At 64.3% G+C, this 25,920-nt stretch carries 26 protein-coding genes; 15 read left to right on the forward strand and 11 right to left on the reverse strand.

The features are described from left to right. Positions 1 to 43 precede the first annotated feature (43 nt). The gene (locus EA795_RS13945) at positions 44 to 808 is read right to left on the reverse strand and encodes a helix-turn-helix domain-containing protein (RefSeq protein WP_058075088.1); all 765 of its coding nucleotides are present in this window, start codon (positions 806 to 808) and stop codon (positions 44 to 46) included. Between the two features lie 73 nt (positions 809 to 881). Beyond that, positions 882 to 2,270 (reverse strand): adenylate/guanylate cyclase domain-containing protein, encoded by a 1,389-nt coding sequence (locus tag EA795_RS13950; RefSeq protein WP_014853316.1) that lies wholly within the window; start codon positions 2,268 to 2,270, stop codon positions 882 to 884. Between the two features lie 261 nt (positions 2,271 to 2,531). Between EA795_RS13950 and EA795_RS13955 the strand changes: the two genes are divergently transcribed. After that, positions 2,532 to 3,461 carry a DUF808 domain-containing protein gene (locus tag EA795_RS13955; protein WP_083237757.1) on the forward strand — a complete coding sequence of 310 codons (930 nt, stop codon included), beginning with the start codon at positions 2,532 to 2,534 and terminating at the stop codon, positions 3,459 to 3,461. A 39-nt stretch (positions 3,462 to 3,500) separates the two neighbouring features. Further along, positions 3,501 to 3,941, forward strand: a complete 441-nt coding sequence (locus EA795_RS13960) for a nucleoside deaminase (RefSeq protein ID WP_014853314.1) — start codon at positions 3,501 to 3,503, stop codon at positions 3,939 to 3,941. A 3-nt stretch (positions 3,942 to 3,944) separates the two neighbouring features. Here EA795_RS13960 and EA795_RS13965 read toward each other — a convergent pair whose 3' ends face one another. Further along, positions 3,945 to 5,396 carry a TrkH family potassium uptake protein gene (locus EA795_RS13965; RefSeq protein WP_122077952.1) on the reverse strand — a complete coding sequence of 484 codons (1,452 nt, stop codon included), beginning with the start codon at positions 5,394 to 5,396 and terminating at the stop codon, positions 3,945 to 3,947. A gap of 182 nt (positions 5,397 to 5,578) precedes the next feature. Between EA795_RS13965 and EA795_RS13970 the strand changes: the two genes are divergently transcribed. Further along, positions 5,579 to 5,950, forward strand: coding sequence for a YkgJ family cysteine cluster protein (locus EA795_RS13970; protein WP_065983123.1), 372 nt, complete (start codon positions 5,579 to 5,581; stop codon positions 5,948 to 5,950). Between the two features lie 13 nt (positions 5,951 to 5,963). Here the strand turns inward: EA795_RS13970 and pdxR are convergent, their stop codons facing one another. Then, positions 5,964 to 7,448: a MocR-like pyridoxine biosynthesis transcription factor PdxR gene (gene pdxR, locus EA795_RS13975; RefSeq protein WP_122077954.1), complete on the reverse strand. Its 1,485-nt coding sequence runs from the start codon at positions 7,446 to 7,448 to the stop codon at positions 5,964 to 5,966. 108 nt (positions 7,449 to 7,556) lie between these two features. Here pdxR and EA795_RS13980 point away from each other — a divergent pair, with 108 nt between their 5' ends. The 5 genes from EA795_RS13980 (at position 7,557) to EA795_RS14000 (ending at position 13,013) form a co-directional block, all read left to right on the forward strand. Further along, positions 7,557 to 8,786: a benzoate/H(+) symporter BenE family transporter gene (locus EA795_RS13980; RefSeq protein WP_122077956.1), complete on the forward strand. Its 1,230-nt coding sequence runs from the start codon at positions 7,557 to 7,559 to the stop codon at positions 8,784 to 8,786. Beyond that, positions 8,786 to 9,595 (forward strand): YggS family pyridoxal phosphate-dependent enzyme, encoded by an 810-nt coding sequence (locus EA795_RS13985; protein WP_122077958.1) that lies wholly within the window; start codon positions 8,786 to 8,788, stop codon positions 9,593 to 9,595. The genes EA795_RS13980 and EA795_RS13985 overlap by 1 nt, the downstream gene beginning before the upstream one ends. A 77-nt stretch (positions 9,596 to 9,672) precedes the next feature. Further along, entirely contained in the window at positions 9,673 to 10,905 is a 1,233-nt protein-coding gene (locus tag EA795_RS13990) for an aspartate aminotransferase family protein (RefSeq protein WP_122077960.1), read from the forward strand. Positions 10,906 to 11,021: 116 nt separating this feature from the next. Continuing rightward, a complete protein-coding gene (gene glyA, locus EA795_RS13995) occupies positions 11,022 to 12,293 on the forward strand; it encodes a serine hydroxymethyltransferase (RefSeq protein WP_122077962.1) in 1,272 nt (423 codons plus the stop codon). A 150-nt stretch (positions 12,294 to 12,443) separates the two neighbouring features. Continuing rightward, on the forward strand, positions 12,444 to 13,013 hold the full coding sequence (locus EA795_RS14000) for a nitroreductase family protein (RefSeq protein ID WP_058076990.1): 570 nt from the start codon (positions 12,444 to 12,446) through the stop codon (positions 13,011 to 13,013). A gap of 68 nt (positions 13,014 to 13,081) precedes the next feature. Here the strand turns inward: EA795_RS14000 and EA795_RS14005 are convergent, their stop codons facing one another. The 5 genes from EA795_RS14005 to EA795_RS14025 all read right to left on the reverse strand — a co-directional run bounded on the left by EA795_RS14005 (position 13,082) and on the right by EA795_RS14025 (position 16,608). Then, positions 13,082 to 14,437, reverse strand: coding sequence for a sensor histidine kinase (locus EA795_RS14005; RefSeq protein WP_058076991.1), 1,356 nt, complete (start codon positions 14,435 to 14,437; stop codon positions 13,082 to 13,084). A 139-nt stretch (positions 14,438 to 14,576) separates the two neighbouring features. Continuing rightward, on the reverse strand, positions 14,577 to 14,990 hold the full coding sequence (locus EA795_RS14010) for a Spy/CpxP family protein refolding chaperone (protein WP_058075115.1): 414 nt from the start codon (positions 14,988 to 14,990) through the stop codon (positions 14,577 to 14,579). Between the two features lie 200 nt (positions 14,991 to 15,190). Next, a complete protein-coding gene (locus EA795_RS14015) occupies positions 15,191 to 15,868 on the reverse strand; it encodes a response regulator transcription factor (protein WP_065983120.1) in 678 nt (225 codons plus the stop codon). Between the two features lie 19 nt (positions 15,869 to 15,887). Then, entirely contained in the window at positions 15,888 to 16,244 is a 357-nt protein-coding gene (locus EA795_RS14020) for a hypothetical protein (protein ID WP_122077963.1), read from the reverse strand. Positions 16,245 to 16,308: 64 nt separating this feature from the next. Further along, positions 16,309 to 16,608 (reverse strand): YciI family protein, encoded by a 300-nt coding sequence (locus tag EA795_RS14025; RefSeq protein ID WP_122077965.1) that lies wholly within the window; start codon positions 16,606 to 16,608, stop codon positions 16,309 to 16,311. A gap of 292 nt (positions 16,609 to 16,900) precedes the next feature. Here EA795_RS14025 and EA795_RS14030 point away from each other — a divergent pair, with 292 nt between their 5' ends. Genes EA795_RS14030 through scpB form a run of 5 tightly spaced genes read left to right on the forward strand, consistent with a single transcriptional unit; the run spans position 16,901 to position 21,291 of the window. Next, on the forward strand, positions 16,901 to 17,767 hold the full coding sequence (locus EA795_RS14030; protein ID WP_014853300.1) for a PHP domain-containing protein: 867 nt from the start codon (positions 16,901 to 16,903) through the stop codon (positions 17,765 to 17,767). A 13-nt stretch (positions 17,768 to 17,780) separates the two neighbouring features. After that, complete coding sequence (locus EA795_RS14035) at positions 17,781 to 18,404, forward strand: L-threonylcarbamoyladenylate synthase (RefSeq protein ID WP_058075096.1); 624 nt, start codon at positions 17,781 to 17,783, stop codon at positions 18,402 to 18,404. Between the two features lie 44 nt (positions 18,405 to 18,448). Continuing rightward, positions 18,449 to 19,654, forward strand: coding sequence for a tryptophan--tRNA ligase (locus EA795_RS14040; RefSeq protein ID WP_122077966.1), 1,206 nt, complete (start codon positions 18,449 to 18,451; stop codon positions 19,652 to 19,654). A 28-nt stretch (positions 19,655 to 19,682) separates the two neighbouring features. Continuing rightward, positions 19,683 to 20,501: a segregation and condensation protein A gene (locus EA795_RS14045; protein WP_014853297.1), complete on the forward strand. Its 819-nt coding sequence runs from the start codon at positions 19,683 to 19,685 to the stop codon at positions 20,499 to 20,501. 16 nt (positions 20,502 to 20,517) lie between these two features. After that, the gene (gene scpB, locus EA795_RS14050; RefSeq protein ID WP_058075098.1) at positions 20,518 to 21,291 is read left to right on the forward strand and encodes an SMC-Scp complex subunit ScpB; all 774 of its coding nucleotides are present in this window, start codon (positions 20,518 to 20,520) and stop codon (positions 21,289 to 21,291) included. 185 nt (positions 21,292 to 21,476) lie between these two features. Here the strand turns inward: scpB and EA795_RS14055 are convergent, their stop codons facing one another. Next, positions 21,477 to 21,953 carry a methylglyoxal synthase gene (locus tag EA795_RS14055; protein ID WP_014853295.1) on the reverse strand — a complete coding sequence of 159 codons (477 nt, stop codon included), beginning with the start codon at positions 21,951 to 21,953 and terminating at the stop codon, positions 21,477 to 21,479. Positions 21,954 to 21,983: 30 nt separating this feature from the next. Further along, entirely contained in the window at positions 21,984 to 22,985 is a 1,002-nt protein-coding gene (gene gap / locus EA795_RS14060; protein WP_122077968.1) for a type I glyceraldehyde-3-phosphate dehydrogenase, read from the reverse strand. Positions 22,986 to 23,107: 122 nt separating this feature from the next. Between gap and edd the strand changes: the two genes are divergently transcribed. Next, complete coding sequence (gene edd, locus EA795_RS14065; RefSeq protein WP_122077969.1) at positions 23,108 to 24,937, forward strand: phosphogluconate dehydratase; 1,830 nt, start codon at positions 23,108 to 23,110, stop codon at positions 24,935 to 24,937. After that, on the forward strand, positions 24,934 to 25,905 hold the full coding sequence (locus EA795_RS14070) for a glucokinase (protein WP_122077971.1): 972 nt from the start codon (positions 24,934 to 24,936) through the stop codon (positions 25,903 to 25,905). Before edd ends, EA795_RS14070 begins: the two co-directional genes overlap by 4 nt. Positions 25,906 to 25,920 lie beyond the last annotated feature (15 nt).

Genomic DNA, 25,920 nt, shown 5'->3' on the forward strand with positions numbered 1-25,920 from the left:
GCGCCCATGGTAAGACTCGCCGGGTGGCCCGTCTGTCGCAGCGCTATCCGCGATTGTCGAGCGACTCGCGGCGCAACGCCCTCGGTGTCATGCCGAACTCCCGGCTGAGGGCAGCGGTAAAGGCGCTTTGCGAGGCATAGCCGACCCGGGCGGCGATCTCGCCCACAGCCAGCCGCGTGCCGATCAGCAGCTCCCGGCCCTGTTGCACGCGGCGCCGGCGGACGAACTCCATGGGCGTCATGCCGGTCTCGCTGACGAAGCGGGCATGGAAGCGTGGCACCGAGAGACCGGCCAGGCGCGCCAGATCCCGGACCTCGAGCGGATGCCCCAGGTGGCGCTCGACGTGTGCGTGGATCGCTGCCAGGGGAAGCGGGCTGCTCTGCATGACTGGCTCGCAACCACCGGCAAGGCTGGCCAGAAGCAACGCGGCCCCTTGTTCGCTGATGACCGGATCGTCGACCGGGCTGGCTGCGAGCCAACCGACCAGCTGGCTTTGCGCCGGGCTCAGGTGCAAGGCCGCGGGTTTCTCCAGTAGCCGCCGGCCGGGCTCCGAGTGATGGCCGAGCCGTTGCTGCAGCCAGTTGTCGTCGGGAATATCCAGAATCAGGCAGCGGCTACCCGAGGCGCTGCCGCAGGCATGGCGCGTTTCGCTCGGGACCACCGCCAACTGTTGCTGCTGGATGCGGCTTCCGCGGCCGTCCATCTCGAAATCCAGCTGCCCACGCAGGCCGAACACCAACTGGGTGTGCTGGTGGCTGTGGACGATCTGGTCGTGGTTGTAATGACGCAGTGAGAGGATGGGCGGCATGGGTGAACTCGTCAGCATCTGGATGCGATGTTCGCTCGGCACTCCTCGGAGCGCAATCACCGGCACGCCGATGCTACATGATGACCTTGTCGCGCAGCTTGTCCGCTGCCTGGTTGAGCGCCTGGATCACGCGTTCCTTGTCGAAGTTCTGCACGCCGTTGGTGTCCAGGTACATGGAAAAACCCGGCAGTTCGTGCTCGACGAAGCTGGACGTCGCGCCCAGGTCGCGGCGGAAGTCCACCACCTGGTAGATCTGCACCGGGCGGGAAAAGCCCTTGACCGTGATCTGGCCCTTGTCGCGGCACATGATCACGTCCTTGATCAGCGAATAGGTTTCGTGGGAGATGAGGATTTCGCCGGCTTCGGCAGAGCTTTCCAGGCGGCTGGCCAGATTCACTTCGCGGCCGATGATGGTGTAGTCCATGCGCGTATCGGCGCCGAAGTTGCCCACCGTGCAGTAACCGGTATTGACCCCCATGCGGATCTCCATCGGCTTGGTGATGCCCTGGGCGCGCCACTGCTGGCGCAGCACCTTCATGTGCTTGCGCATGGCGATGGCCATCGAGACCGCTGCCACCGCATCCTTCTTGGCGCCCTGGCTGGTGGGGTCGCCGAAGAACACCATCACGCAGTCACCGACGAACTTGTCGATGGTGCCGCCGTACTTGAGGGTGATCTTCGACATCTCGTTGAGGTAGTTGTTGAGCAGGTCGGTCAGGGCTTCGGCTTCGAGTTCTTCGGACAGTTCGGTGAAACCCTTGATGTCGGAAAAGAACACGGTGAGCTTTTTGCGCTGTGTCTCCAGGCGCACGCTGCGCTTGCCGGAGAAGATCGACTCCCACACCTGGGGTGACAGGTACTTGGCCAGGTTGCGTGCCAGGCGTGCGGCCTTAGCCTGCTCGGTCTCGATTTCGCGACGTGCCTGGGCCAGGCGCATGCCTTGCTGGTGAACGAAGTAGGCGGTGATGCAGACGTAGGTGGTGGTGAACAGGATGCTGACCGCTGCCACCAGCGGCGGTGTCTCCAGATTCAGCTGGAAGGGCACCAGCAGGTTGGTCAGCCCGACTCCCACGAGCACCATCAGCAGCGTTATCAGCAGGTGTCCCAAGCTGCCAGTAACCAGTGCGCTGAAGCTCAGCGTGAGCAGGAACATCAGCGTCGGCACCAGCGCGCCGCCGAGCAGCACGATGCCTGCACCGGCATTGAGTGCGTCGAGGCTGAGCAGCACCTGCGAGGTCCGCTCGGGATGGTTGCGCTTGAAGCGGTAGCTGAGGTGGTAGGCGAAGTGTGGATAGAGCAGCGTGTACGGCACCATCCAGATCAGTTCGATCGCGAAGTACTGACAGTGGACGCCCGCTGCGAGCGTGGCGGCGCCGACCAGGTAGGCGAGTACGCGAGAGTAGTATTCCCTTAATGGGCGGGTGGCCAGACCGTTGCGCCGTTCCCCTGTGACGGATGCCATTTGTTGATCCTTGGTCGGTTCAGTGCTTCGTGCGTCGATCGGCATGTAATCTAAGCGAGCGCGTCAGCCGCGTGATCATAACCAAGTCGCCACTATTGCGCCAAACCGAAGAATGCCGGTCTAGAGCAATCAGACAGCCGGTGTCATACGATGTGACGTACGGTTGGTCATCGGAACTTGTGGTGTGGCGCGATAGCCTTTAACTACAGGCGGCAGATGCTTGCTGCCGCCCACTTCTTCATAGTGCTCGAGGTATGTCAATTGGCCACTAGTCTGCTTGTCCTGATCGACGACATCGCCTCGGTGCTCGATGACGTCTCCGTAATGACCAAGGTTGCCGCGAAGAAAACGGCCGGGGTGCTGGGTGATGACCTGGCGCTCAATGCGCAACAGGTGACGGGCGTCAAGGCCGAACGGGAGTTGCCGGTGGTGTGGGCGGTGGCCAAGGGCTCGTTGCGCAACAAGGCGATTCTGGTGCCGGCCGCGCTGTTGATCAGCGCTTTCGCGCCCTGGGCCATCACGCCGTTGCTGATGCTTGGCGGAGCGTTTCTCTGTTACGAGGGCTTCGAGAAGCTCGCCCATCGCTTCCTGCACCGGGACGAGGGCCAGCACGCCGAGCAGCGCAAGGCGCTGCAGGACCCCAGCGTCGATATGGTGGCGTTCGAGCGAGACAAGATCAGTGGGGCGGTGCGCACCGACTTCATACTCTCGGCAGAAATCATCGCGATCACGCTGGGAACCGTAGCCGCGGCGCCTTTCACGCAGCAGGTGACGGTGCTGATAGGTATCGCGGTGCTGATCACCGTGGGCGTGTATGGTCTGGTCGCGGCCATCGTCAAGCTCGACGATCTGGGGCTGGCCTTGAGCAAGCGCGCCAGCGCCGCTGCCCAGAAGATCGGGCGGGGCATCCTGCGGATGGCGCCCTGGCTGATGAAGTCGCTTTCGGTGATCGGCACCGCGGCGATGTTCATGGTCGGCGGCGGCATTCTCACCCATGGCTTCAAGGCCATTCACCATCTCATCGAGGGCAGCGCGGAGCAGAGTCTCGCGCTGCCCTATATCGGCAGTCTGCTGTCCGGTCTGTTGCCCACCTTGCTGGATGCGCTGTTCGGAGTCATCGTCGGCGCCTTGATACTGGCGGTGGTGACCGTTGGCGGCCGTGTTTTCGAGAAAGATTCCAGCAAGGGCTGAGCCCGCGGTGGGCAGCGCCAATCACAACGGAGCGAATCCATGGATGCTTTCATGCAAGCCGCCATTGCCGAGGCGGAGAAGGGACTGGCCGAGGGTGGTATTCCCATCGGCTCGGTCATCGTCCATCGGGGCAGGATCATCGGGCGCGGTCACAACCGCCGCGTGCAGCAGGGCAGTGCCATTCTCCATGGCGAGATGGACGCATTCGAGAACGCCGGCAGACAACCGGCGAGCGTCTACGCCGAGTCGGTGCTCTACACCACGCTCTCGCCGTGCGCGATGTGCAGTGGGGCGATCCTGCTGTACGGGATCCCGAAGGTGATCATCGGTGAAAACCAGAGCTTCCTCGGTGAGGAGCTGCTGTTGCGTGGGCGTGGAGTAGAGGTCGAAGTGCTCAACGATCCGAGCTGCGTGGCGATGATGCGTCGCTTCATCGCCAGCCATCCACAGGTCTGGAATGAGGACATCGGCCAGGACTGACGGTTAGTGCCGCCAGAATGCCGGGGTCAATAGCACCAGGACGGTGATGATTTCCAGGCGCCCGAGTAGCATGCCCACCGACAGCAGCCACTTGGCGGTGTCCGGCAAGGTAGAGAAATTGCCGGCTGGCCCGATGATATTGCCCAGGCCTGGTCCGACGTTGCACACGGCGGTGGCAGCGCCGGTAAGGGCGGTTATCGGATCGAGGCCCAGCAGCGTCAGGCATAGAGCCAGCACGCCGATGGTTATGGCGATGATAAAAGAGAATGTGAGAATCGAACGGACGATTTCCTCGTCAAGGTTGTGGCCGTTGTATTGCTGACGGATCACCGCGCGTGGATGGATCAGCTGCTTGAAGTTAGCGCGCAACAGCGAGTAGGCCACCTGGAAGCGAAAAATCTTCAAGCCTCCGGTGGTGGAGCCCGAACAGCCGCCGATGAAGGTCAGGTAGAAAAACACCATTACCGCAAAGCCACCCCATTGGGTGTAATCGTTGACTGCATAGCCTGTCGTAGTGACCACCGAAACGACGCTGAAAGTCACGATGCGCAAGGAATCGAGCAGCCCTTCGTCGTGATTGAACCAGTACCAAGCTGTGAACAGCAGGCTGGTGACGATCAGCGTCAATATGAAACCGCGCACCTGCTGGTCGACGAGCAGTGCCTTGTGATTGCCCCGCACCGTGGCGATGTACAGGGTAAACGGCAGACTGCCGAGCACCATGAAGACGATCGCCACCCAATGCGATGCAGGGCCGAATTTGCCCAGGGAGGCGTCGGAGGTGGAAAAGCCACCTGTCGCTACGGTGGACATCGCATGGTTGAGCGCATCGAAGCCGCCCATTCCCGACAGCCAGAACGCAATGAACGCGGCCAGGGTGAAAGACAAGTAGATCGCCAAGAGATACCTGCCCACCATGTGCGAGCGCGGCATGACCTTTTCCGACCAGTCGGACGACTCGGTCTGGAACAGGCGCATGCCACCGACCCGCAGCAACGGCAGAATCGCCACCGCCATGCCGATGAAGCCGATGCCGCCGAGCCAGTGCAGCAGCGAGCGCCATATCAGCAGCCCCGGCGAGGCGCTGTCCAGACCGGAAAGTACCGTTGCGCCCGTGGTGGTGATGCCCGACATGGTTTCGAAGAAGGCGTCGGTATAGCTGATGTGCTGGACCAGCATCAGCGGCAACGCCGCGAAGCAGCACACCGTGACCCAACTGATGGTCGTCAGGAAATACATGTCGCGCGGGCGCAGGTTGGTATTGGTCGGTCTTCCCGGCGCGACCAGGGCGAAGCCGGAGCCGAAGGTGATCAGGCTCGCCCAGATGAAGGCTTGCAGATCATCCGTGCGCTCGAACGCCAGCAACGTGAACATCGGAATGACCATGCTCACGGCGAGGGTGATGAGGAAAATGCCGAGGATGAAACCGATGATGCGCAGCGTCGGCAGGGCCATGTTCTGGTGATGCTCGGCTCAAAATGAGGCCCGACATTCTACTCCCTGCGCGATGTTAGTAAACCGCTCGGCAGATCCGCCGAAATTTTTCTCGGTGCGCGGCCGCAGCCCTCTTCCCAAGGCGCAGGCGATGAATAAAATGGCCGCTCGCCGGTTCGATCCGGTATCTGAGCGTGACCTCCATGTCCATCGATAATCCCTGCCTCACGTGCGGTGCCTGCTGCGCGTACTTTCGTGTGTCTTTCTTCTGGGGTGAATGCGTTTCGTCCGGCGGAACGGTTCCGGACAATGCGACGGTCCAGGTCAGCCCTTTTCACGTCGCCATGCGCGGCACCGAGGCCAAGCCGGCTCGTTGCGTCGGCCTGATGGGCGACATCGGTTGCGGCGTGCGCTGCACGTTGTACGAGCAACGCTCGAGTACCTGCCGCGAGTTCGAAGCGTCGTGGGCCGACGGCCAGCACAATGCGCATTGCGATGCGGCGCGCGCCGCCCACGGATTGCCGCCGCTGACGCCGCCTTTGCAGCCGCATCTGAGTCCGGACCGGGTGGCCTGATCGGCAACAAACCCTAGCGTCTTAGCCGATGCAGCACGTCCGCGAGTTTTTTGACGGCGACTTCCAGCTCATTCGGGGCGTGCGCGGCGAACCCCATCAGGAAGCCCGCTTCGTGCCGACTCGATGCATGCAGCCCTGTCAGTCCCAGCAGGTCGATTCCCGCCCGGCGAGCGGATTCCACAGCCTCGCGTTCGGGAATGTCGCGGATGAATACGCAAGGCATCTGCATCCCTCCGGCGGGTATTCTTGGCTCCACGAAGTCGGCCAGATGCTGGCGCACCAGCCGCTCCAGCACATCGCGCCGTTCGGCGTAGACGGCGCGCATGGTGCGCACATGCGCGCCAAAGTGCCCACCCTCGATGAAGCGCGCCAGCGTGAGCTGCGGAATGGGCGCGCTATGCCCATCCAGCAGGGTGCGCGCCACTGTCATGGGTGCCACGAGCGACGGCGGCAAGACCATGTAGCCGATGCGCAGACCGGGAAACAGCGATTTCGTGAAAGTACCGATGTAGATCGTCCGCTCGTAGGGATCCAGCCCCTGCACGCAGGCCGTGGGCTTGCCGGCATAGTGGAACTCGCTGTCATAGTCATCCTCGATGATCCAGGCCTGCTCCTGTTGCGCCCATTCGATGATGGCCAGGCGCCGATCCAGTGCCAGCGTCGCTCCGGTGGGGAATTGGTGCGAAGGCGTCAGAAACACGGCCTTGGCAGGCTGCGTGGCCTCGCGCAGGTGCTCCAGCCGCATGCCATCGGCATCCAGCGGCACCGGCACGCATTCCAGGCCGGCGGCGTCGAACGCCTTGCGCGCCCCGTGGTACACGGGGTCTTCGATGAAGATCCGGTCCCCGGCATCCAGCAGCACCGTGGCGCACAGGGTCAGGGCCTGCTGAGAGCTGGTCAGCACCAGTACGCGTTCGGGGGTGGCGCGTGCGCCGCGCTCGAGATTTACGTAGTCCGCGATGGCGCGCCGCAGTGGCTCCATGCCCTGCGGCGGGCTGTGCAGCAAGGCCGAGGTGCCATGTTCCTTCAACACCTGCCGCCCCAGCCGCTCCCAGATCTGTAGCGGAAAGCCGCGCGTTTCTGGCACGCCGGGGGCGAAAGGTCGCGACATCAGGAAGTCGCGCACACCACCGCCCTGGAACAGGATGCTGCCGCGTCGACTGAGCGGCAGCGCGTCTTCGGCAGATCCCGCACGCTTTGCCACCGCACGCCTTGGCAGCCGCTGCGCCCGCTCCGACACAAAACTGCCGCTGCCTACGCGCCGCTCGATGAAGCCTTCCGCATGCAACTGGCTGTACGCCGCCTCCACCGTATCCCGGGAAACATCCAGCGACTTGGCCAGTGCGCGTGAAGAGGGCAGCGGCCTGCCTACGTCGAGCACACCGTCGAGGATCAGTTGCCGGATGGCCCGCTGGACACGCGCATGCAGCGGCAAGGCACCGTGGGCCGCGTCGCCGATCCAGGCTTTGACGGTTTCGAGTTGGGCATGCTTGAACAATTGGCTGGTATCTCTTCGAAGAAGTGGTGGGGAACAACCATCCATTTAAACGCTATAAAACCGTTCACAGCCAGGTCAACCAGATCGTTCAGGAGTCGCGTGCCGCCCATGTCATCTCACTCACCCTCATCCGTTCGCTTGCGCGATCTGACTCACCCCGTCGTGGCCGGTCTGATCTCGGTCATCGTCAATTACGGCGGCACCTTCATTCTGGTATTCCAGGCAGCCAGGGCGGCGGGGCTGAGCCCGGAGTCGACGGCATCCTGGGTGTGGTCGATTTCGATCGGCGTGGGGATTACCGGCATCCTTCTGAGCTGGGCGTCCCGCGAGCCCATCATCACCGCCTGGTCCACGCCGGCGGCGGCGTTTCTCGTGACGGCGCTGGCGACCACGCCCTACGCCGAGGCGGTGGGCGCATACATGATCTCGGCGGTCGCTTTCGTGCTGCTTGGAATGTCAGGCTACTTCGAAAAGGTCATCCGGCTGATCCCGCCGGGTGTAGCCGCCGGATTGCTGGCCGGCATCCTGCTGCAGTTCGGCATCGGCGCCTTCGGCGGGATGAGCATCGACCCATGGCTGGCCGGCTTGCTGATCGTCGCCTATGTGGTGCTCAAGCGCCTTACCACGCGCTACGCCGTGGTCGGCATCCTGGTGCTGGGGCTGGCCTTTCTGCTGATCCAGGGGCGTGTCGATCTTTCGGGGCTGCAACTGACGCTCGCCGCTCCCGTCTTCACCCTGCCGGCGTTCTCGCTCAGTGCATTGCTGAGCCTGGCCTTGCCGCTGTTCCTGATCACCCTGACCGGCCAGTACATGCCCGGCATGCTGGTACTGCGGGCGGATGGCTTCAGGAGTAGCGCCGATCCCATCGTCACCGTCACGGGCCTCGGTTCGCTGTTGATGGCGCCGTTCGGTTCGCATGCCTTCAACCTCGCGGCGATCACGGCGGCGATCTGCACGGGCAGAGAAGCGCACGAAGATCCGTCCAAGCGCTGGCTCGCCGGCATCGCCGCAGGCGTTTTCTACATACTCGTGGGCGTGTTCGGCGTGACGCTCGCGGCGGTCTTCATGGCGTTCCCGGCGACGTTCATTACCACGCTGGCGGGTCTGGCACTGCTGGGTACCATCGGTGGCAGCCTCGCCAGCGCCATGGCCGATGTGAAGGGGCGTGAAGCCTCGCTGATCACGTTCCTGGCAGCTGCCGCCAACATCACCCTGCTGGGCGTCGGCGGTGTGTTCTGGGGCTTGGTGATCGGGCTGGTGGCCTACGCGGTGCTCAATGGCCGGTTGCCGCGGGAAGCGTCGAAACCCGTCGTTGCACTCGACAAGAGGGCGAACTGATGCCCGCGCCTTTCGACACAGGGACCAGCCACGACAGGCACGGCCGCTATCCCGAAGCCATCACCGTCGAGGATTTCCAACACAACCTGGCGGCGGTTCGGGCACGTATCGAGGCCTCCTGCCAGCGCGTCGGACGCGATCCGGCAGGGGTGCGTCTGTTGCCGGTCAGCAAGACCAAACCCGAGGCGAGCCTGCGCATGGCTCATGCGGCGGGTTGCCGGATGCTGGGCGAAAACAGGGTGCAGGAGGCCCATCTCAAATGGCAGGCCATGCAGGATCTGGCCGATCTGCGCTGGTCGGTCATCGGCCACCTGCAAACCAACAAGGCCAGGTACGTGGCGCGCTTTGCCGCCGAGTTCCAGGCCCTGGACAGCCTGCACCTGGCCGCGGCGCTGGATCGCCGCCTGCAGATCGAAGGGCGCTCGCTGGACGTGTTCGTGCAGGTCAACACCTCCGGCGAGGCAAGCAAGTACGGCCTGGCCCCCGAGGAAGTAGCCGGCTTCGTGCAGGCGCTGCCGGCGTTCTCGGCGCTGCGCGTGCGCGGGCTGATGACGCTGGCGCTGTTCTCCAGCGAGGCCGCACGGGTGCGCCAGTGCTTCGTGTTGCTGCGCACCTTGCGCGACCGACTGCGGCAAAGCGCACCTGCCGGCATCGCGCTGGACGAGTTGTCTATGGGCATGTCCGATGACTTCGAGATCGCCATCGAAGAAGGCGCCAGCGTGGTGCGCATCGGCCAGGCCATCTTCGGTGCCCGCACATTGCCGGACAGTCACTACTGGCCGGGTGAAGTACCGGACGCCCCGGCGTAGGCGGCTCTCCAGACCAAAAGCCCATGTATGACGCGAAGCTGCGCGTGTCGTTTTCTGATCCCCTTGGAGTCATCATCATGCAACACACCCACTCCCACCTGATGCGCGCCTACGCCCGTCAGCCGGTTTCCTTCGTGCGCGGCAACGGTGCGCGGCTTTGGGACGAACAAGGCGTGGAGTATCTGGATGCCATCGCCGGTGTCGCGGTCACCAGCCTGGGCCACGCCCACCCGGAGATCGCCTCCGTCATTGCCGAGCAGGCGGGAATGCTGCTGCACACCTCCAACGTCTTCCGTATCGGCTGGCAGGAGCGACTTGGCGAGCGCCTGTGCGCGCTGGCCGGTATGCAGAAGGCGTTCTTCTGCAATTCTGGCGCGGAGGCCAACGAAACCGCCCTCAAGCTGGCGAGGCTGCACGGTCGTCGCAGGCAGGTAACGACGCCGAAGATCCTAGTGATGGAGAAAGGCTTTCATGGCCGCACCATCGCTACGCTTTCTGCCACGGGCAACCCTGAGAACCAGTGTGGCTTCGAGCCGCTGTTGCCTGGTTTCCTGCGCGTGCCCTACAACGATATCGAGGCGGTCCGCCGTGCGGCAGCGCAGTCGCCCGATATCGTTGCGGTGCTGATCGAGCCGGTACAGGGCGAAGGCGGCATTCGTGCGGCCAGCACTGAATACCTGCGAGAACTGCGGGCCCTGTGCGACCGGCACGACTGGTTGTTGATGCTCGACGAGATCCAGGCCGGGATGGGCCGCACCGGCGCCTGGTTCGGCCATCAGCATGCGGGCATCGCGCCCGATGTCGTGACGCTGGCAAAGGCCTTGGGCAACGGCATCCCCATCGGTGCCTGCCTGGCGCGTGGTGCTGCGGCCGACCTTTTCTCGCCCGGACAGCACGGTTCGACCTTCGGCGGCAATCCGCTGGCCTGCCGGGTGGCATGCTCCGTACTCGACATCCTGGCGCGCGACGAGCTGCCGGCGCGTGCCGCCGTGCTGGGGGCTCGCCTGCTGGTCGGGCTGCAGCGGGCGCTGGGTGATCATCCTCGTGTCCTCGCCATTCGTGGTCAGGGTCTGATGGTCGGAATCGAACTGGACAGGGACTGCAAGGAGTTGGTCGGGCGGGCACTGGAGGAGCAGCGCCTGCTGATCACGGTGACCCGCGATACCGTCATCCGGCTGCTGCCACCGCTGATCTGCGATGAGAAACAGATCGACGACATCGTGCTGCGTGTCGCTCGCCTGTTGTCGACGAGCGTGATGGGTGGTGTGACCACGACGGGCATGGCCTTGCAGGCGGAGCCGACAACATGATGCAGAAACCAACCTGCGACCAGGCTGCCGATGCTGCTCTAGCGCTTCGGCAGGAAGAGACATTACCCGGCGCGGCCGCGAACGAAATGGCAACAGACCCTAGGACGACACTCTCCATGTACGACATATCCCTGACCCTTGCCGACTTCGACCCCGAACTGGCCGGAGCGGTCCGGCGCGAAGAATGCCGCCAGGAAGACCACGCAGAACTGATCGCTTCCGAGAACTATGCCAGCCCGTTGGTGATGGCCATCCAGAACTCGGTGTTCACCAACAAGTACGCCGAGGGCTACCCCGGCAAGCGCTACTACAGTGGCTGCGAGAACGTGGACGTGGCCGAGCGCCTGGCCATCGAGCGGGTCAAGGCGCTGTTCGACTGCGACTACGCCAACGTCCAGCCTCATGCTGGCGCTCAGGCCAACGCGGCGGTGTTCCTCGCGTTGACCAACCCCGGCGATACCGTGATGGGCATGAACCTGGCCCAGGGCGGCCACCTGACCCATGGCAATCCATCCAACTTCTCTGGTCGCCATTACCGGATCGTGCCCTACGGTCTTGACCCGAAGACAGGGCTGATCGACTACGACGAGATGGAGCGCATCGCGCTGGAGGCCCGGCCCAGGATGCTGATTGGCGGCTTCTCCGCCTATTCGCGGCACAAGGACTGGGCGCGTATGCGCGCCATCGCCGACAGGGTGGGAGCCATCTTCTGGGTGGACATGGCCCATGTCGCCGGGCTGGTGGCGGCCGGTGAATACCCCAACCCGCTGCCCCATGCCCATGTGGTGACCAGCACCACCCACAAGACTCTGCGCGGCCCGCGCGGTGGCATCATCCTGGCCAGAGGGCAGGGCGAGGACTTTTACAGGAAGCTCAATTCCGCGGTTTTCCCCGGTATCCAGGGCGGTCCGCTGATGCATGTCATCGCCGCCAAGGCCGTAGCGTTCAAGGAAGCGCTGCAACCTGAGTTCAAGACCTACCAGCGCCAGGTGGTGGCCAACGCCCGCGCCATGGCTGTGGTGCTGCACCGACGCGGCTATACCATCGTCTCCGGTGGCACCGACAATCACCTGATGCTGATCGACCTTTCCTGCAAACCCTACACCGGCAAGGATGCGGATGCCGCGCTGAGCGACGCCTACATCACGGCCAACAAGAACTCGGTGCCCAACGACCCGCGTTCGCCCTTCGTCACCTCGGGGCTGCGCATCGGCACACCCGCCGTGACCACCCGGGGTTTCGGCGTGGGCGAATGCGAACAACTGGCCGGCTGGCTGTGCGACGTGCTGGATGCGCTGGAGGCTGGTGGCGGTGAGCTGGCCAGGGTGCGTGATCGGGTGCGGCAACGGGTGGTGGAGCTGTGTCGCCGCCATCCGGTGTACCGATGAGTCACGACGGTATGCCAGGCGCATTGCGCCTGTTCACTTGGCGGTTGCAGACAGGGACCGCCAGGTGAATCACACCCTTTCCACGAGCTATGGTCGCAGTCCGGCAGCAACACACCCTAGAATGCTCTCCATTCGATCTGGAGGTAGTGGATGGACGCTCTCGACCTGTTGCTCAACCGTGTCTCGGTTACCCGGCTTTTCGATCCGGCTCCGGATGAGGCACAACTCGATCTGCTGTTTCGCGCGGCGCTGCGCGCGCCGGACCACGGGCAGCTGCGGCCCTGGCGGTTTCTGGTGATCCAGGGAGCGGCGCGCGAGCGCCTTGGCGAACTCTTTGTGGAATCGCTGAAACTGAGTGATCCGGACTGCAGCGAAGAGGCCTTGCAGAAGGCGCGCAAGATGCCGCTGCGTGCGCCGATGCTGGTGGTGGTTGTCGCGCGGTTGCTGTCGCATCCTAAGGTACCCGAATCCGAACAGGTGCTGGCGGCGGCTTGTGCGGCCCACGGCCTGTTACTGGCAGCGCACGCGCAGGGGCTCGGGGCGGTCTGGCGTACCGGGGCGTTCTCCTATGACGAGCACGTGGCCCGGGGGCTGGAGCTGGCGGCCCATGAGCGTCTGCTCGGCTTCATCTACCTGGGCACGCCCGAGGAAGGGCGCCTGCGCACGCCGCCCACGCTGGAACCGCGCGACTTCGTCAGTCAATGGCATGGTGGCGTCTGACCGCCGTTGAAAACGGCTGCTTCAAGAGCGGTCTCTTTTGTTCCGCCTGGTTCGCAACGGAGTGCTGTTCAGCCTGATGCTAGATTCCGGGCGTTGCCTTTCGGCGGCGACAGCGGCAGCTTCAGGCTGGCGATGAAGCCGCCTTGCGGATGGTTGCTCAGCTGCAACCGTCCGCCATGACGTTCCGCCGCGCGCCGTGCGATCGCCAGCCCCAGGCCGTGCCCGGCAGTCGTCTGGCCCGGCGCGCGGAAGAAGGGCTCGCTCAGTTGCGTCAGGTGCGCCTCGTCGACGCCCGGGCCGTGATCGCGAACGCTCAGGGTCAGTTCCTCGTCGTCTTGGGCTGCATGTAGCTCGATCGGCTGGCCTTCGGGGTTGAAGCGCAGAGCATTTCGCAACAGGTTGTCCAGGGCGCGTTCGAGCACGTCCGGCCAGCCCCACAGCTCGATGCCAGGCTCCAGTTCGCTGTCGATGCGCTGGTTGGGCGCGATGATCTGCGCATTCTCCTCGAGTTGCGCGAATATCTGTCTAAGGTCGACCTGGCTGGCGACGCCGGGGTCGGCATCCAGTCTCGCCAGTTCCAGGATTTCGCTGATCAGCAGTTCCAGGCGGTCGCACTCCTTGGTCAGGCGCGGCCAGATCACTTCTCGCTCGACCGGCGTCGCACGCTCGGCCAGCCCCAGTGCAATGCGCAGGCGCGCCAGCGGCGAGCGCAGCTCGTGGGAAACGTCACGCAGCAACTGCCGCTGGCTGCCGATGAGGCTCTGCAGCCGGGCGCCCATGCGGTTGAAATCGCCGGCCAGCACGCCCAGCTCATCGCGCCGTCTGGCCAGGCGAGCCAGGGAATGCTGCTGATAGGCCGTCTGCCCCAGGTCGTGCACGGCGCTGCGCAGGCGATCCAGCGGCCGGGTGATGGACAGTGTCAGCAACAGACTGAAGCCGGTCAGCACCACCAGCGCGATGGCGATGGCGCTGAAGGGCCAGAGCATGCTGCCGCGATGCCAGGCATGCAGCTCCGGGTAGGGGATGCGATACATGAACAGATAGGTGGCGTCCGTTGTGGGACTGCTGTAGTCCTCGGTCAGACGGCGCCAGGGAAGTCGCCCAGGCTGGTCCTGCTGGCGCGCCTCGAAGGCGGCGGCACGGGCTGAAAAGGTACCGCGAACGATCGGCTGGCCGTTTTCGGCGAGAACCTGTATGTCGATGCGGTAGTTGCGGCGATGCTGCTCCAGCAACTGCTGGGCCGCGCGCGGGCCTTGTCGTTCGTAGACCTCGGTCCAGCGTTCGGCGAGATCCTTGACGCCCGGGTGCCGGTTGAGAATCCAGGCGTCCTGATTCAGCGCCTGGCCCAGGAGCATGGACAGGCCCGCGACCAGCGCGATGGCCAGCCAGAATGTCGCGAGGATGCGCCAGAACAGTGATCGCACCGGGATTCTCCACGGCAGGATCCGGCTCACGCGCGAGGCGTGGCCGGATCGATGGTTAGTAGGGAGCTGCAGCGTCGTCTGTCTCGTTTGCCGCCGGATCGGTGGCCGCGGGGCTCACCGACCGGCAAGGGTGCTGGTATCAGTTCTTCTGATCGCGTTCGGCTTTCCACTTGAGGAACTCGGCACGTTCGGCGCGCTTGGCTTCCATCTTGCTGTGGAACTCGTCGAACTGCTTCTGTTGCTCGGCATTGAGCAGTTTGCGGATGTCCTGGTGGGTCTTTTCCTTGCTGTCAGCCAGCTCCTTGGCCATGGCCTGGCGCTCGCCTTCGGGCAGTTTGTCCAGGTAGCGCTGGGTGATCTCGTGGCGGCTTTTCATCTGCTCGCCCATCAGCTTGCGCATGTCGCGGCGCTGTTCCTTGCTCAGGTCCAGCTGCTCGAACATGTGCGGTGCGGCGTGCTTGCCGCCATGGTGGCGCTGTCCTGCATCGGGCATCGCCATGGCGACGGCGGGCAGGGTGGCGGCGAACATCAGGGCAATGAAGGTCTTGCGCATCATGAGTTTTCTCCTGTGTGTGGATGCCGATCACCGGGCGGTTCGTAGCGGTTTGGTTCGTCGCCGCCGGGTCGTGATCGGATGAGTCCAGTGTATGGCGCGCAAGGTCAGCCGCGGTCAGGGCTGGGTAAAGGCAAGGTAAAGCCGTTCAGGGCCTGTTTCAGTTTCGTTCGCGGCCGTGCCGAAGCGGAAACGGGCCCCTATGCACTGTAAAGATAGCCGCGGTTGCGCAAGGCGATGATGCGCGGGCGACCGTCAGGGTGGGGCCCCAGCTTGCGCCGCAGGTTGCTGACGTGCATGTCCAGGCTGCGATCGTAGAGGGTCAGCTTGCGGCCGAGGGCAAGCTGCGCGAGGGCCTGCTTGTCCAGCGGCTCGCCGGCCTGGGCGAGCAGAGCTTCGAGGATGCGCCCTTCTGACAGCGTCAGGCTGACGTCGTGATCGCCAACGCTCGCGACGCCGCGCGCCGGGCTGTAACGCAGGTCGCCCAGCTCCAGCTGGCTGGGTGTGGCCGGCGGCTGGCTGCGCCGCAGCACGGCACGCAACCGTGCGGTCAGCTCGCGAGGGTCGCAGGGCTTGGCCAGGTAATCGTCCGCGCCCAGTTCCAGGCCGAGAATGCGATCCAGCGGCTCGCCGCGGCCGGACAGCATCAGCACCGGCAGGTTGGGGTGCTCGCTACGCAGTTGCTTGAGCAGCTCCAGGCCGCTGCCGTCGGGCAGCATCACGTCGAGTACCACGGCAGCGGGACTCAGTTCGCGCAACGCTGCCCGCGCGCTCTGGCCGTCGTGGCAGGCGTGAGCGACGAAGCCCTCCTGGGCCAGCCAGCTGACCAGCAGCTCGCAGAGCTCCTGGTCGTCGTCTATCAGCAGCAGTTCGCTCATGGCCTCGCTCGTTCCCGTTTCAGTTCAACCACTGACGCCGGCGACGTCCGCGAGTTGCCAGTACTCCGAAAAGGAAACCCAGCACGCCGACACCGCCGCCCACCGCGAACCACTGCTGCTGGTCATTCAGCAGCGGCGCCGCAGCGTTCGCCTGTTGCTGTTGCAACAGGGCCTTCAGGCGCTGGTTCTCTTCGCGCAGCTGTATCAGTTGCGCAGAAGTCTCGCGGGTCACGGCATCTTGCGGGGGAGCGACCTCCAGGCGCTGCTGCGGAGCGGCCTCGGGCTCCGGCGCAGGCTGACTATCGGGTTCTTGTGCCTGCAGTGTCGGCGCAAGCAGACACAGGGCGAATAGCACGGACAACGAACCTTGGCGCATCGGAACTCCTATTTCCTTATGGGGCCGTAGACCATTCCTACGGCCGGACAGATGGGCGCGCGAATCAGGGCAGGACTTTCTTGAATGGCTTGACCACCACGTCGGCGTACACGCCTGCATCCTTGTACGGATCGGCTGCCGCCCATTGCTCGGCCGCCTGCAGCGACTCGAACTCGGCGACGACCAGGCTGCCGGTGAAGCCCGCCGTGCCGGGGTCGTTGCTGTCGATCGCCGGAAGGGGACCCGCGAGTACCAGGCGTCCTTCGTTCTTCAGCTGCTCCAGGCGTGCCAGGTGAGCCGGGCGCGTAGCCATGCGGTTCTCCAGGGAATCGGGTGCGTCGGTAGCGATGATGGCGTAAAGCATGGTTACTCCTTGGTCACTGCAGTTCTTGGCGCCGCAGCTGATGGGTGAGATGAAATGTCTGGGCGAGTATGAACAGCCGCGAACTCCAGCTCCAGCGGGCGGATATCGACGATTTGTTTCATGGGACGAGCCAGATGCCGCATCGGGTCGGCATAATAACAAACCGCGCTTTTGGCGAAACGCTATCACGCGTTGTTTCGTTGCCATGCGATTTGCCGCCACAGGGTGGCACGAAGCGCGGCTACCGGCAGTCGAAGTGTGTGAATTGCCGTCTTTGGAGAACCTGTTCCGGATGATTGTCGACCTGCATTGCCACAGTACCGCCTCGGATGGCGTCCTGGCCCCCCGAGCACTGGTGGAGCGTGCCCATGCGCGAGGCATCGAGCTGCTGGCGCTGACCGATCACGACACACTGGAGGGCCTGGAGCAGGCGCATGCCGCGGCCGCGGCGCTGGGCATCCGGCTGGTCAATGGTATCGAGCTGTCCTGTATCTGGAATGGTGCGACCATCCACGTGCTCGGCTATGGTTTTTCCCGCGATGCCGCCGCGTTGCAGCAGGCCATTGGCGAGCTGCGCGAAGGGCGCTGGAGCCGTGCCGAACTCATCGCGCAGCGACTGGCCGCGAAAGGCATGCCGGGAGCTCTGGAAGGCGCACGGGCCGTGCAGCAGGAACTTGGTGACAGCGGTAACGCGCCCGCACGACCTCACTTCGCCGAGTTTCTGGTGCGTGCCGGGCATGTTCGCGACCGCGCCGAAGCGTTCCGCAAATGGCTGGGTTCGGGCAAGCTGGGCGATGTCAAACAGCACTGGCCGAGCCTGGAGCAGACCGTGGCGACACTGCGGGACGCCGGAGCCTGGATCAGCCTGGCGCATCCCTGGCAGTACGATTTCACGCGCAGCAAGCGGCGACGCCTGGTGGCCGCGTTCGCCGAGGCCGGCGGGCACGCGCTGGAGGTGGTCAACGGCATGCAGCCGCTCGAACAGGTGGGCGGGCTTGCGATACTGGCGCGCGAATTCGGCCTGATGGCCAGCATCGGCAGCGATTTCCATGCGCCGGGCGACTGGTCGGAGCTGGGCCTCTATCGCACCTTGCCGGAAGATCTTCAGCCTCTCTGGAGACGTTTCGAACATGAACCTCGCGAATCTGTTGCCCGCTGAACAGGGAGTTGCCATGAGTCAGTTCTTTCAGATCCATCCGGAGAATCCGCAGGCGCGCCTGATCAAGCAGGCGGTGGAGATCATTCGCAACGGCGGTGTGGTGGTCTATCCCACCGATTCGTCCTACGCCATCGGCTGTGCGATGGGCAACAAGGCCGGGATCGAGCGCATTCGCCGGCTGCGCCAGCTGGATGACAAGCACAACTTCACCCTGGCCTGCCGCGACCTGTCGCAACTGGGCCTGTTCGCCAAGGTCGACACCGTGGCCTTTCGGCTGCTCAAGACGCACCTCCCGGGGCCTTACACCATCATTCTCAACGCGACGCGCGAAGTGCCGCGCATGCTGCTGCATCCCAAGCGCCGCACCATCGGCCTGCGCGTGCCGGCACAGCCCATCGCGCAGGCGCTGCTGGCCGAGCTGGGCGAGCCGCTGATGAGCGTCAGCCTCATCCTGCCCGGCGAAAGCGAGCCGATGAGTGATCCTTATGAAATGCGCGATGCCCTGGAGCATCAGGTGGACCTGATCATCGATGGCGGGTACGGTGGCGTCGAGGCATCCACCGTGATCAGTCTGGTGGATGGCGAGCCCGAGGTGCTGCGTGTAGGCTGCGGCGATCCGCAACCCTTCATGGCCTGAGTGGCACCTTCTCGAACGGACAAAGGACACCTTTCTTGAGTTTCATGGATTCGCAGCGGCGCGTCGTCTCGGGAATGCGGCCCAACGGCCGCCTTCATCTCGGCCATTACCACGGCGTGCTGAAAAGCTGGGTCAGGTTGCAGCACGAGTACCAGTGCTTCTTCTCCATCGTCGACTGGCACGCACTGACCACCGACCACGCGGCCGGCGAGGACATCTCCCGGAACGTGATGGACATGGCCATCGACTGGCTGGCGGCGGGCGTCAGCCCGAGCTCGGCAGTCATGTTCATCCAGTCGCAGGTGCCGGAGCATGCCGAGCTGCATCTGCTGCTGTCGATGGTCTGTCCGCTGGGTTGGCTGGAGCGGGTGCCTTCCTACAAGGAATCGCAGCAGGACCTGCAGCACAAGGACCTGGCCACCTACGGCTATCTCGGTTACCCCTTGCTGCAGGCGGCGGATATCCTGGCGTATCGCGCCGGCGTGGTGCCGGTGGGTGCCGACCAGCTGCCGCACATCGAATTCGCCCGCGACGTGGCGCGCCGCTTCAACCACCTGTATGGCCGCGAAGAGGACTTCGAAGCCAAGGCCGAAGCGGCCATCCGCAAGCTGGGCAAGAAGGTCTCCAAGCTCTACGTCAGCCTGCGCAAGAGCTACCAGGAGCAGGGCGATCTCGACGCCTTGAACACCGCAAGGGCGCTGCTCAAGGAGCAGCAGACCATCACCATCGGCGACCAGGAGCGGCTCTACGGCTACCTCGAAGGCGGCGGCAAGCTGGTGTTGCCCGAGCCGCAGGCGCTGCTTGGGGAGGCGCCGAAGATATCCGGGCTGGATGGCGGCAAGATGTCGAAATCCAGCTGCAACTCGATCTACCTGCGCGACACGCCCGCCGAGATCGAGGAAAAGATCAAGCGCATGCCCACCGATCCGGCGCGCGTGCATCGTCATGATCCGGGCGAGCCGACGCGCTGCCCCGTCTGGCAGATGCACCAGGTGCATTCCGGCGCTGACGTCTGCCAATGGGTTGAACAGGGTTGCCGCAGCGCCGGCATCGGTTGCCTGGAATGCAAGGCACCGCTGATCGATGCGATCAGGGTGGAACTGGCGCCCCTGCAGGAGCGCGCGCTGGATTACGAGCAGAATCCGGACCTGATCCGCAGCATCCTGGCCGAAGGTGCCGAACAGGCGCGCGACGAAGCGCGTGAAACGCTGGTAGAAGTGCGGCAGGCCATGGGCTTGAATTACCGTTAACAGGCCGCTGGCCCTTTTTGGAACGCACATGCAACCAACCCCGACCGAGGCCGATGCAATCCAGCCAGGCGAGCAGCTGCGGCTGGCGCTGGTCTACGGTGAAGCCTTCAACGAGCTGCCGCTGGATCTGTACATCCCGCCGGATGCGCTGGAGGTTTTCCTCGAGGCCTTCGAAGGTCCGCTCGACCTGCTGCTGTACCTGATCCGCAAGCAGAACATCGACATCCTCGACATTCCCGTGGCGGAGATCACCCGCCAGTACATGGGGTATGTCGAGCTGATGAAGACGGTGCGCCTGGAGTTGGCTGCCGAATACCTGGTGATGGCGGCGATGCTGGCCGAGATCAAGTCGCGCATGCTGCTGCCGCGTTCGGCCGAGGCGGAGGAGGATGAGGGCGACCCGCGCGCCGAACTGATTCGCCGGTTGCAGGAGTACGAGCGCTTCAAGGCGGCCTCGGAGGACCTCGACGAGCTGCCGCGGGTAGGGCGCGACTTCCACATCCCACGCCTCGAAGCGCCCGAAGCACGGGCACGCAAGTTGCTGCCGGAGGTCAGCCTGGAAGAGTTGCTGCTCTCCATGGCCGAGGTGCTGCGGCGGGCCGACATGTTCGAAAGCCATCAGGTCACGCGCGAGGCACTGTCGACCCGCGAGCGCATGAGCGACGTGCTGGAGCGCCTCAAGGGCGGCGGTTTCGTTCCCTTCGTCGCGCTGTTCAGCGTTGAAGAGGGGCGTCTCGGCGTGGTCGTCACCTTCATGGCCGTGCTCGAGCTGATCAAGGAATCGCTGGTCGAGCTGGTGCAGAATGAACCCTTCGCGCCGATCCACGTTCGCGCCAGAACCGAATAGCATGAGGTAGCCCGGCTTGAATCTTTCCGATCCCAAGGATCTTGCTTCGCTGCTCGAAGCCTTTTTGCTGGCGGCGGGCAAGCCGATGTCGCTTGAGCGGATGGCCGAACTCTTCGAAGAGACCGAACGGCCGTCGTCCGCGCTGTTGCGCAAGGCGCTGGAGTTACTGGACAAGTCCTGCAAGGGTCGCGCGTTCGAACTGAAGGAAGTGGCCAGCGGTTACCGGCTGCAGGTGCGCGAGCGCTTTTCGCCCTGGGTCGGGCGCCTCTGGGAAGAGCGGCCACAGCGCTATTCGCGGGCGCTGCTGGAAACCCTGGTGCTGATCGCCTATCGCCAGCCGATTACTCGCGGTGAAATCGAAGACGTGCGTGGCGTGGCGGTGAACAGCCAGATCGTCAAGACCCTGCTCGAGCGCGAATGGATTCGTGTAGTGGGGCATCGCGACGTACCGGGGCGGCCGGCGATGTTCGCCACCACCCGGCAGTTCCTCGATCATTTCAATCTCAAGAGCCTGGACGAGCTGCCGCCGCTGGCGGTGCTGCGCGAGATGGAGCCCGAACCGCTGCCGGATGTGGAAGACGCGCCGGTGCCCGAGGCGCTGCAGGCACGCGCCGATCTCGAAGTCGCCGAGCAGGAGCCGCGCGAGCAGACCAGTTTCCGCAGCCTGCTGATGGAGCTGGACAACATGGAAACCGGCCTCAAGACCGATTTCCAGGACCTGCCTGACGAGTCCGAGACGCCCGAAGATGAAAGCGAAAGCCTGGCGGAGCAGGCGCCGCGCGACTACTAGGGTCTGTTCCCGTTTCGTCGCACTCCGCGTTGCTGCGACAAATGTCGCCAGGCCGGGCGGCGTTCCGCAAGGCGCGAGGACGCAGGCTCCGGCGCGGACGCGTACGAAACGGGAACAGACCTTAATCTAGTCGGCTGCTGACTGCCTGCCTTGCAGATAGCTGCCGTAGTCGGGAATTCGNTAATCTAGTCGGCTGCTGACTGCCTGCCTTGCAGATAGCTGCCGTAGTCGGGAATTCGCAGCGCGTGCGGCTGATCCAGCAACGGGCTGGAAAGCAGGTAGTCCGCGCTGCTCTCGTTGGCTGCCAGCGGAATGTTCCAGACCGCCGCGACCCGCAGCAATGCCTTGACGTCGGGGTCGTGAGGCTGCGGCTCGAAAGGGTCCCAGAAAAACACCAGCAGATCGATCCGCCGTTCGGCGATCCGTGCGCCGATCTGCTGATCGCCACCGAGCGGTCCGCTCACGGTGCACTCCACCGGCAAGCCCAGGCGCTGATTGAGCAGCATCCCGGTGGTGCCGGTCGCGATCAGCTCATGCCGCTCCAGACGGGAGCGCTGGCGCTCGGCCCAGCTCAGCAAATGCTCCTTGCAGTGATCATGGGCGATCAGCGCGATGCGTTTCCGTGCTGGCAGGGTCGCTGTGGTGAAGTCGATGCGGCTCATGGCGGTCCTTCGTTCAGGGTTGCAGCAGGTTCAGGCGGCTTCGCAGAGCGCCCGGCAAGTGTCGAGCATGCGGTTGGAGAAGCCCCACTCGTTGTCGTACCAGGCCATCACTTTCAGCAGGCGACCGCTGACCTTGGTGTGGTTGGTGTCGAATATGGACGACATGGGGTTGTGGTTGAAATCGCAGGAGACCAGCGGCAGGGAGTTGCATGCCAGAACGGCTGAACGGCGGCTGGCCTCCAGCATCAGAGCATTGACCTCTTCGGCGCTGGTTTCGCGGCTCAGCTCCAGGGTCAGGTCGACCAGCGAGACGTTGATCACCGGTACCCGGACCGCCATGCCGGTCAGCTTGCCGGCCAGCTCCGGCAACACCAGGCCGACGGCTTCGGCCGCGCCGGTCCTGGTCGGGATCATCGACTGGGTGGCCGAGCGCGCGCGATAGGGGTCACTATGGTAGACGTCGGAGAGATTCTGGTCGTTGGTGTAGGCGTGAATGGTGGTCATCAGACCGTGCTCGATGCCGTATTCGCGCGAGAGGATCTGCGCCACTGGCGCCAGGCAGTTGGTGGTACAGGAGGCATTGGAGATGATCTGATGGGACGGGCGCAGGCTTTCGTGGTTGACGCCGTAGACGATGGTGGCGTCGACGTCTTTGGCTGGGGCGGAAATGATCACCTTGCGCGCACCGGCTTCGAGGTGGGCGCTGGCTTTTTCGCGGGAGGTGAACAGCCCGGTGCACTCGAACACCACGTCGATCTGGTGTTCGCGCCACGGCAGTTCGGCCGGATTACGAATGGCGCTGACGGCGATTCGATCACCGTTGACCACAAGCTGCCACTCATCCGCTTCGACCTGGCCGTCGAAATGGCCATGCACGCTGTCATAGCGCAGAAGGTGGGCGTTCATCGCAGGGCTGCCGAGGTCGTTGATGGCCACCACCTGCAGATGTTCGCGGTAGCTCTGGCTGTAAAGCGCGCGAAGGACGTTGCGTCCGATTCGACCGAAGCCGTTGATGGCGATGCGAATAGTCATAGTGAATACCGGGTTGGATTTTGTTGTAGGAATTACAAGATTATTCCTGTCAAAATAGAAATCAAGTCCAATTAACCCTCGTTTTGTTTGTTAAAACTACAGTTTCAAGCAGGAGTGATGACATGCACCCGCAGATTCAAGAGGTTACCGAGCGTCTGATCGAGCGCAGCCGGCCCACTCGGCAACGCTATCTGGCCCAGATGGCTGCGGCTGCCAGCGACGGACCGCAGCGTGGCCGGCTGCAATGCGCCAACTTCGCCCATGGCGTGGCCGGTTGCGCCTCGAGTACCGACAAGCAGCGGCTGCGCCTGATGAACGAAGTCAACGTGGCCATCGTCTCGGCCTACAACGACATGCTGTCGGCGCATCAGCCTTACGAGCATTTCCCCGAGATCATCAAGCAGGCCCTGCGCGACGTTGGCTCCGTGGGGCAGTTCGCCGGCGGCGTACCGGCCATGTGCGATGGCGTGACCCAGGGCGAGGCGGGCATGGAGCTCAGCTTGGCCAGCCGCGAGGTGATCGCCATGGCGACGGCGATCGCGCTGTCGCACAACATGTTCGACGCGGCGCTGTATCTGGGCATCTGCGACAAGATCATCCCGGGGCTGATGATCGGCGCGTTGCGTTTCGGCCACCTGCCCGCCGTGTTCGTCCCCGGTGGGCCGATGCCGTCGGGCATCCCCAACAAGCAGAAGGCCGAGGTTCGCCAGCGCTATGCCGAAGGCAAGGCGAGTCGGGAAGAGCTGCTTGAGTCGGAAATGCTCTCCTATCACAGCCCCGGCACCTGCACCTTCTACGGCACCGCCAATACCAACCAGGTGGTGATGGAGATCATGGGCCTGCACCTGCCGGGCTCTTCCTTCGTCAATCCCTACACACCACTGCGTGACGAGCTGACCCGCGAGGCGGCACGCCAGGTGACCCGCATGACTCCGCAGGCGGGCAACTACGTGCCGCTCTGCCAGATCATCGACGAGAAGGCCATCATCAACTCGGTGGTGGCGCTCAATGCTACCGGCGGCTCCACCAACCACACGTTGCATATACCCGCATTCGCGCAGGCGGCCGGGATTCAGCTGACCTGGCAGGACATGGCCGACATTTCCGCGGTGACGCCGACGCTGGCCAAGGTCTATCCCAATGGCCAGGCCGACGTGAACCATTTCCATGCCGCCGGTGGCGTGCCGTTCATGGTGCGTACGCTGCTCGGCGCCGGGTTGCTGCACGAAGACGTGCAGACGGTGATCGGCCAGGGCTTGCAACGTTACACCCGCGAGCCCTTTCTCGACGATGGCAAGCTGGTCTGGCGGGAAGGGCCGGAAAACAGCCTGGACGAAAGCATCCTGCGCCCGGTCGAGCGCCCGTTCTCGGCGGAAGGCGGGTTGCGCGTGCTGGAGGGCAACCTCGGCCGCGGCGTGACCAAGGTATCGGCGGTGGCGCCGGAACACAGGGTAGTCGAGGCGCCGGCGCGGGTGTTCAGCGACCAGGCGGAGCTCGCCCAGGCGTTCAAGAATGGTGAGCTGGAGAAGGATTTCGTCGCGGTGGTGCGCTTCCAGGGGCCCAAGGCCAACGGTATGCCGGAGCTGCACAAGCTGACGCCTTTCCTCGGCGTGCTGCAGGACCGCGGTCACAAGGTGGCGCTGGTCACCGACGGGCGTATGTCGGGCGCATCGGGCAAGGTGCCGGCGGCGATTCATGTCAGCCCCGAGGCGCTCGACGGCGGCCCGCTGTGCAAGGTGCGCGATGGCGACATCATCCGCGTCGACGGCGAGGCCGGCACGCTCGGCGTGCTGGTGGATCAGGCCGAACTCGACCGTCGCGAGCGCGTGTCGACGCCCGACGACCTGGGTATCGGCTGCGGTCGCGAGCTGTTCGGCTTTCTGCGTTCGGCCTTCAGCCCGGCGGAGCGGGGCGCCAGCGTGTTCTCCGACGAGCTGGAGGCGCTCAAGTGAGAACGGCACTGGTTGGGGACATCGGCGGTACCAATGCGCGCTTCGCCCTCTGGCGCGACCAGCGACTCGAGGCCGTGCGTGTACTGCCGACCATCGATTACGCGCGACCGGAAGAGGCGATTCGCGCCTATCTGGCGGACGTCGGGCATGGCGTGCAGGAACTGCAGGCCGTTTGCCTGGCCTGCGCCGGGCCGGTATCGGGCGACATTTTCAGTTTCACCAACAACCATTGGAGCCTGAGTCGCCGGGCTTTTTGCGCGGACCTGGGCCTGAGCGACCTGCTGCTGATCAACGATTTCAGCGCCATGGCCCTTGGCATGACGCGCTTGCGCAAAGGTGAGTTGATCGATATCTGCGAAGGGCAACCGGAGCCCGACCGGGCACGCTTGGTCATCGGCCCCGGCACCGGGCTGGGTGTCGCCACGCTGTTGCCGTTGAAAAACGGCGCCTGGCACGCGTTGCCGGGCGAGGGCGGGCACGTCTGCCTGCCTATCGGCACGCCGCGCGAGGCTGCGCTGTGGGCAATTCTGCATCGCAAGCGAGGGCACGTGAATGCCGAGGCGATTCTCAGTGGCGGTGGGCTGCTGGAACTCTATCGCACCAGTTGCGAGTTGGACGGGCGGGAGCCGCAGCTGACCACGCCGGCCGAGGTGACCGCGGCGGCGCTGGCCGGCGAGCCCTATGCGGCGGCCGTATTGGAACAGTTCTGCACCTGGTTGGGTCGGATAGCCGGAGACAACGTGCTGACCACCGGCGCGCGTGGCGGCGTGTATGTGGTGGGCGGCATAGTGCCGCGCTTCGCGGAATTCTTCATACGTAGCGGTTTCAGCCGGAGTCTGCGCGACAAGGGCGACATGAGCCGCTACTTTGACGACATTCCGGTATGGCTGGTGACCGCCCAGTATCCGGGCCTGGAAGGTGCGGGCGTGGCTCTTCAACAGGCACTGGAGGGCACGTCGGCCGGGTGACTCGCCGGCCGCAGC

It is taken from the genome of Stutzerimonas nitrititolerans (genome assembly GCF_003696285.1).
GTDB classification, from domain to species: Bacteria; Pseudomonadota; Gammaproteobacteria; order Pseudomonadales; family Pseudomonadaceae; genus Stutzerimonas; species Stutzerimonas nitrititolerans.

What these genes read in the sequence shown, in the direction of transcription:
- EA795_RS13945 (WP_058075088.1), bottom strand. Translation starts at nt 808, where the DNA reads ATGCCGCCCATCCTCTCACTGCGTCATTACAACCACGACCAGATCGTC.
- EA795_RS13950 (WP_014853316.1), bottom strand. Translation starts at nt 2,270, where the DNA reads ATGGCATCCGTCACAGGGGAACGGCGCAACGGTCTGGCCACCCGCCCA.
- EA795_RS13960 (WP_014853314.1), top strand. Translation starts at nt 3,501, where the DNA reads ATGGATGCTTTCATGCAAGCCGCCATTGCCGAGGCGGAGAAGGGACTG.
- EA795_RS13965 (WP_122077952.1), bottom strand. Translation starts at nt 5,396, where the DNA reads ATGGCCCTGCCGACGCTGCGCATCATCGGTTTCATCCTCGGCATTTTC.
- EA795_RS13970 (WP_065983123.1), top strand. Translation starts at nt 5,579, where the DNA reads ATGTCCATCGATAATCCCTGCCTCACGTGCGGTGCCTGCTGCGCGTAC.
- EA795_RS13980 (WP_122077956.1), top strand. Translation starts at nt 7,557, where the DNA reads ATGTCATCTCACTCACCCTCATCCGTTCGCTTGCGCGATCTGACTCAC.
- EA795_RS13985 (WP_122077958.1), top strand. Translation starts at nt 8,786, where the DNA reads ATGCCCGCGCCTTTCGACACAGGGACCAGCCACGACAGGCACGGCCGC.
- EA795_RS13990 (WP_122077960.1), top strand. Translation starts at nt 9,673, where the DNA reads ATGCAACACACCCACTCCCACCTGATGCGCGCCTACGCCCGTCAGCCG.
- glyA (WP_122077962.1), top strand. Translation starts at nt 11,022, where the DNA reads ATGTACGACATATCCCTGACCCTTGCCGACTTCGACCCCGAACTGGCC.
- EA795_RS14000 (WP_058076990.1), top strand. Translation starts at nt 12,444, where the DNA reads ATGGACGCTCTCGACCTGTTGCTCAACCGTGTCTCGGTTACCCGGCTT.
- EA795_RS14010 (WP_058075115.1), bottom strand. Translation starts at nt 14,990, where the DNA reads ATGCGCAAGACCTTCATTGCCCTGATGTTCGCCGCCACCCTGCCCGCC.
- EA795_RS14015 (WP_065983120.1), bottom strand. Translation starts at nt 15,868, where the DNA reads ATGAGCGAACTGCTGCTGATAGACGACGACCAGGAGCTCTGCGAGCTG.
- EA795_RS14020 (WP_122077963.1), bottom strand. Translation starts at nt 16,244, where the DNA reads ATGCGCCAAGGTTCGTTGTCCGTGCTATTCGCCCTGTGTCTGCTTGCG.
- EA795_RS14025 (WP_122077965.1), bottom strand. Translation starts at nt 16,608, where the DNA reads ATGCTTTACGCCATCATCGCTACCGACGCACCCGATTCCCTGGAGAAC.
- EA795_RS14030 (WP_014853300.1), top strand. Translation starts at nt 16,901, where the DNA reads ATGATTGTCGACCTGCATTGCCACAGTACCGCCTCGGATGGCGTCCTG.
- EA795_RS14035 (WP_058075096.1), top strand. Translation starts at nt 17,781, where the DNA reads ATGAGTCAGTTCTTTCAGATCCATCCGGAGAATCCGCAGGCGCGCCTG.
- EA795_RS14040 (WP_122077966.1), top strand. Translation starts at nt 18,449, where the DNA reads ATGGATTCGCAGCGGCGCGTCGTCTCGGGAATGCGGCCCAACGGCCGC.
- EA795_RS14045 (WP_014853297.1), top strand. Translation starts at nt 19,683, where the DNA reads ATGCAACCAACCCCGACCGAGGCCGATGCAATCCAGCCAGGCGAGCAG.
- EA795_RS14055 (WP_014853295.1), bottom strand. Translation starts at nt 21,953, where the DNA reads ATGAGCCGCATCGACTTCACCACAGCGACCCTGCCAGCACGGAAACGC.
- gap (WP_122077968.1), bottom strand. Translation starts at nt 22,985, where the DNA reads ATGACTATTCGCATCGCCATCAACGGCTTCGGTCGAATCGGACGCAAC.
- edd (WP_122077969.1), top strand. Translation starts at nt 23,108, where the DNA reads ATGCACCCGCAGATTCAAGAGGTTACCGAGCGTCTGATCGAGCGCAGC.